The sequence below is a fragment of the Streptomyces sp. NPDC005533 genome (assembly GCF_042871845.1).
GTDB lineage: Bacteria > Actinomycetota > Actinomycetes > Streptomycetales > Streptomycetaceae > Streptomyces.
Map to the genome: position 1 here is coordinate 4,121 of NZ_JBIAJH010000091.1, position 4,902 is coordinate 9,022.

General features: G+C 64.7%; 2 protein-coding genes and 2 pseudogenes. All 4 read left to right on the forward strand.

Annotated elements, in window-relative coordinates; genetic code table 11:
* Positions 1–1,092: 1,092 nt before the first annotated feature.
* Positions 1,093–1,761 (forward strand): competence protein CoiA family protein, encoded by a 669-nt coding sequence (locus ACFYP3_RS36085; RefSeq protein ID WP_388842188.1) that lies wholly within the window; start codon positions 1,093–1,095, stop codon positions 1,759–1,761.
* A gap of 141 nt (positions 1,762–1,902) precedes the next feature.
* A pseudogene (locus ACFYP3_RS36090) lies at positions 1,903–2,699 on the forward strand (IS5 family transposase).
* Positions 2,700–3,030: 331 nt separating this feature from the next.
* Positions 3,031–3,279, forward strand: a complete 249-nt coding sequence (locus ACFYP3_RS36095; RefSeq protein WP_388842190.1) for a winged helix-turn-helix domain-containing protein — start codon at positions 3,031–3,033, stop codon at positions 3,277–3,279.
* A 1,429-nt stretch (positions 3,280–4,708) separates the two neighbouring features.
* A pseudogene (locus tag ACFYP3_RS36100) lies at positions 4,709–4,902 on the forward strand (DNA-binding response regulator); the annotation flags it as partial.

A 4,902-nucleotide genomic window follows, 5' to 3' on the forward strand; every position in this document is an offset into this window, starting at 1 on the left:
GCCCGTAGCTCCGATGGCTCCGTCTACACCGTCTGCACCTTGGAAGCCCTGAGCGCCGGTAGACCCAGTTGAACCCGTAGCGCCGGTAGCCCCGGTAGACCCGGTGGAACCCTGGGAGCCGGTAGGACCGTCAGCACCGGTAGCGCCCTGCGGGCCTGCTGGGCCGGGATAGCCTTGCGGCCCCCGCGGGCCCCGGGGCCCGGGCTTGTCCTTGTCGCCCCCTGCCGGCATCAACCCATGAGTGGCTTCACTCATCGCCCCGTTAGGACCAGGTACGACGCGAGCGTTGCTGGGATCCGACCTGTAGATCGCATCGGCAACGGCGGTAGTGCTCGGGAGAACATTGAGCGCCGCGGCGAGAGTACCCACCGATACCAGCGTGGCCGCTCTGAGGTGTGCAGTTCGAATCGACCGATGACTCACTGGAATGCCTTCCTGGATAGCCGTGCCGCATGAGATGCGCTTAGCGGATATCGCGATGTTAGTAAGATCCGATAGATTCACTCTTCAGCCGAAGGGCTAGAGTCCCTCGGGGTGACGGCGTGTCGTGAATACAAATCACCCAAGCGGCTGATCGTTCAACAGTCTGACGCCGTCCGTCGGCGTCGTGGTCCGCTGATGGCCGCCACTTGTTCGAGGAGTGAAGCGTCAACCTACGCAGCGACGTCGGAGTGCCGTTTTCCCGCCTGTCGCGAGGCCTGTCGCAAGCATCAGAAGACCTGCCGTCACAGGAGGGCGGACAGGCAGGATGAACGGAGAGCTGAGTTCGCGTCGGATGACAGAATGAGCCAGTCACTTCAAAGTCGGGTTGTGCCGTACGAGACGCTATGTGCTTCCGCCGCCACGGCAGATGACGTTCTCGGCTGCAGGCCCTACAGGAAGGGCGCGATCGGGCCCTCAACGGGCACCGCAAGAGATTCCGCTGGAACTTGCCGCCGGCGCACACGCGCCGTACCCGGCCGGCTGCGGCTACCGGCTGGTCCGATACATGACCTGTAGCCGTTTGCCAGCTTCGTGAAGGTGCTCTGGGCGGGCGGCGTGATGGAACAACGAGCTGGGGGTTCCTACGTGATGAGGCTGGACCACAACAGGATGAGTCAGTCATTCGGCGCACGACTGGGGAAAATGGGCAGCAGCGCTATCCAGACTGCGGTGCTTGGCAGCCCTGACTCTGATGTACCGGTGGTGTGTCCTGACGACCCCGATGAGTTGTCAATCTTCCAGCGTGAGTACTACAACGACACCTGGTGGTGCGGCACCCGTCTGCCGGGGGGCTGCGGCGGCCGTCTGACGATCAGGCTGTGCACTGACAATGTGTGCCATTTTGTGCATTACCAGGAAACCGATATTCAGTCGCAGTGCAGCCCCCAGTCTCGTGGCCCTGAGAGCGCGAACCATCTGTTCGTCAAGGCAGATTTCGCGGCATGGCTGAGCGCTCAGGGCATGGAGGCGGACTTTGCTTTCCCCAATCCTGTTGGATCCGCGGTGACAGCACGCCTGGAAGACGGGCGAGTGCTGCTGATTCATCTTGACCGCGATCAGCCCGTCCTGTGGAACGACCAGACAGCCTGGGAGATCTTCCTCGGCCCCGGCGTCAGAATGGATCGTGACGTTCTCTTCAAGCGCGGTTACGTCCACCGTATTCGCTTCGACATCCGGCCGGGCGCGCGTCGTTCGGTCCGAATCCGCCTTGAGACACCCACTCCGACGGTCCACCCCAGGTGGTTTGACCTAGGCGAACTCCTTCCACAGAGGGGATGATCGTCATCGCCAACCTGGTTGCGGCACCCTCCACCGAGCCACATACCGACGATCAACGAGGCCCCGGAACGCGTTCAGGGGCGCCCGCTCCGCTTTCCTGCTTTAGAAGCCATCTCATTTGGATGGTTGGGCAGGCTGTCAATCGTGGTGGGGATTGTTGAGCGGCTGGTGCCGGACGAGTTGTGGCAGCTGTTCCAGCGGGTGGTGCCAGAGGCGCCGTCGCGGCCTCAGGGGGGTGGCCGGCGTCGGCACGGTGACCGGGAAGTGCTCGCTGCGATCGTGTTCACATGGCAGCAACTGCCGGCGGCGTCGTTCGGGCCCGTCGGGAGCGACCGCTCACCGGCGGTTCTCCGAGTGGAGCGAGGCCCGTGTGTGGGCCATGCTCCACCGCCTGCCCCTGGACGAGCTCGGCGCTCGCGGCGAGCTGGACTGGTCGCGTTGTGTGATGATCGACTCGGTGAACATGCGGGCACTCAAAAGGGGGCCCTGACGGCTCCGGATCCTGTGGACCGGGGCAAGTTCGGGTCGAAGATCCACTGCATTACGGAGCGAACCGGTCTGCCCCTGCCGGTCCGCATCTCGGGCACTAACCTGCACGACAGCCAGGCCCTTGAGCCCCTCGCCCGCGGCATACCGCCCATCCGTTCGCGACGCGGACGCCGACGGCGCAGACCCGGCAAGCTCCACGGTGACAACGGCTACGACTACGCCCACCTGCGGGAATGGTTACAAGGACGCGGCATCAGGCACCGCATCGCCCGCAAGGGCATCGAATGCTCGCAGCGTCTGGGCTGACACCGATGGGTGGTCGAACGCACGATGTTTTGGCTCGCCGGCTGCCGCCACCTCCACGACGCCACGAACGCGAGGCCCAACACTTCCTCGCTTTCACGAGCATCACCTGTACCCTCATCTGCTACCGCAGACTCGACACATGAGATGACCTCTTACTGATCTTTTCGTTGATTCAGTGGGTGTGATGGTGTTGTTGGTAGGAGGCTGTCCCGGTGTCCTGCAAGGCTTCGTCTAGTGTGTCCGGTTCTCCTGTCTTTCCTTTGAAGCGGCCTGAGTTGGCGGAGGCTCGCCGTGTTAGTGCGTCGAGTTGATCGGGCAGGGCCGCTCGAACACGCAGATCGCGGGGATGATGGGGGTCCATGCAGCAAGTGTCGGCGGTGGAGACATGCGTGGGAGAGTGGCGGGGCCCAGGCGCTGAGGCGGCGTCCGGCACCCGGTCGGCGGCCGAAGCTGGACGACACCCAGGTGAGACTGGTGCGGAACGCGTTGGAGCGGGGTGCTCAGGCGCATGGGTTCGAGGCTGATCTGTGCACGTTGGAACGGGTCGGCCTGGTCGTCGAGCGGGTGACCGGCGTGTTCGTTGTCGAGAGCCTGTGGCGGCTGCTGACCGGCCGGCTGGGGTGGAGTCTGCAGCGGCCCGAGCGTCGGGTGGTGGAGCGGGACGAGTCGGAGATCGCCCGTTGGATCGCGCACGAGTGGCCGCGGATCCAAAGGGGGCGGTGAGCACACGTGCCTGGATCGTTTCCCTCGACGAATCCGGCGTCTCGCTGCTGCCGCAGATCCGCCGCATCTACACGCCCCACGGCCGCACCCCACTTCTGGCGCACCGGCTTAACTGGAGCGCGCGGCGATGGCCGGGGCGATGGGCTACCACTCCACCGACCCCGATCGAGGGCACGCCTGTGCTTCCACCTCAAGCCCGGCAGCTACTACACCACCAACCTCATCGGGATCCTGGAGCAGATGACAATGTTCTACCGCGGTGAGCGGGTGGTCCTGGTCTGGAACGGCCTGTCCGCCCACTGGAGCAAGGCGATGCGTGCCTGGGTCGCCGAACAGGACTGGCTCACCCTGGAGCGATGACCCGTCTACGCTCCCAGCTCAACCCGGTGGAACTGCTGTAGTCCTCGCTCAAGAAACGTGAACTCGCCAACCTCGCCGGCCACCACCTCGCAGACGTCGCCGACGCTACCGAACAAGGAATCCACCGCATCAATACCAACCCCCGACTGCTATGGCCCTTCCGCGCCCACACCAGCCTGACCATCCACCCACCACACCCACAGAACTTACGAAAAGACCAATAGGCACCTTGACGGCGGCCTCGAGAGACCGAAGCCTGTTCCGCTGCATGCGGTGGGAGCGGGCACCGTGGACGAAGGAGGCCTGGCCAGCGGCCCGAGCGGCATCCGTCACCGCGACAGCATGCCGGACCCACGGCACGCACCCCAGCCTCGCCTTCGTCACACTCGTCCCACACAAGTTCTGCAACACCGCTGTTGGCGCCCGGCGACTGGGGCCTCCGAATACACAGCACCCTTCGCGTACTGCGCCGCGCTCCGGTGCAAGATGCAAGCGCAGAGCGGACACCGAGGCCAAGAAGCATATGCACCACAGGACCACACAGCGCGTGACCACGTACAGATGACGATTCTGGGAGCAGGCCGCGGGCCCTCCAGAAACCGGGGACACGTCGGCAGGGACCGTGCGGGTCTCGAGCACAGGAAGGCACAAACCGGCTGACGAAGTTTGGTACGAGCTCAACTGTCAGTGTCGACCCACTCCGACACAAGGGCGTGTCGAGGTTGTCTCCGCCGCAGCCGGGCCCACAGCTCCCGCCGGCCAAGTATCCGTTCCAAGTTGCAGGGTGGGCCAAGGTAGGGATCGGTGAGGACGGCTGGAAGGACAGACTGAACAGCTGAGGTGAGCTCGGCAGGCTGCCCCGAAATGGAACCAGACGATCCTGATAGGACTCTTGGCCATTAAGATCTTGGCTGCAGGAGAGGACTACATGGACAGCGCAGAAAAGCATCCCTGCCCGCGGACGGTACACACTAGGGGAGCTGGCGCAGCACGGTATTCGTTAGCCCTCGCCGGCACCCCTTCCTTGGCCACCCCGCCCGCTGGCGGCGATGCCCGAGGACGGGTCACCGTGACCGTGTATGCGCCGGACCCGGTCCTGCACGTCGGGGTGGTCCACCAGCTGCGCCAGCGACCCGAGATCGAACTCGTCGACCTCGCGGACGCCGACGACGCACAGGTGTCCCTCGTCGCCGTGGACAGCGTGGACGACGAGACGGCCGCGCTGCTGTACCGGCTGCGGCACAACTCCGGCACCCGCACCGG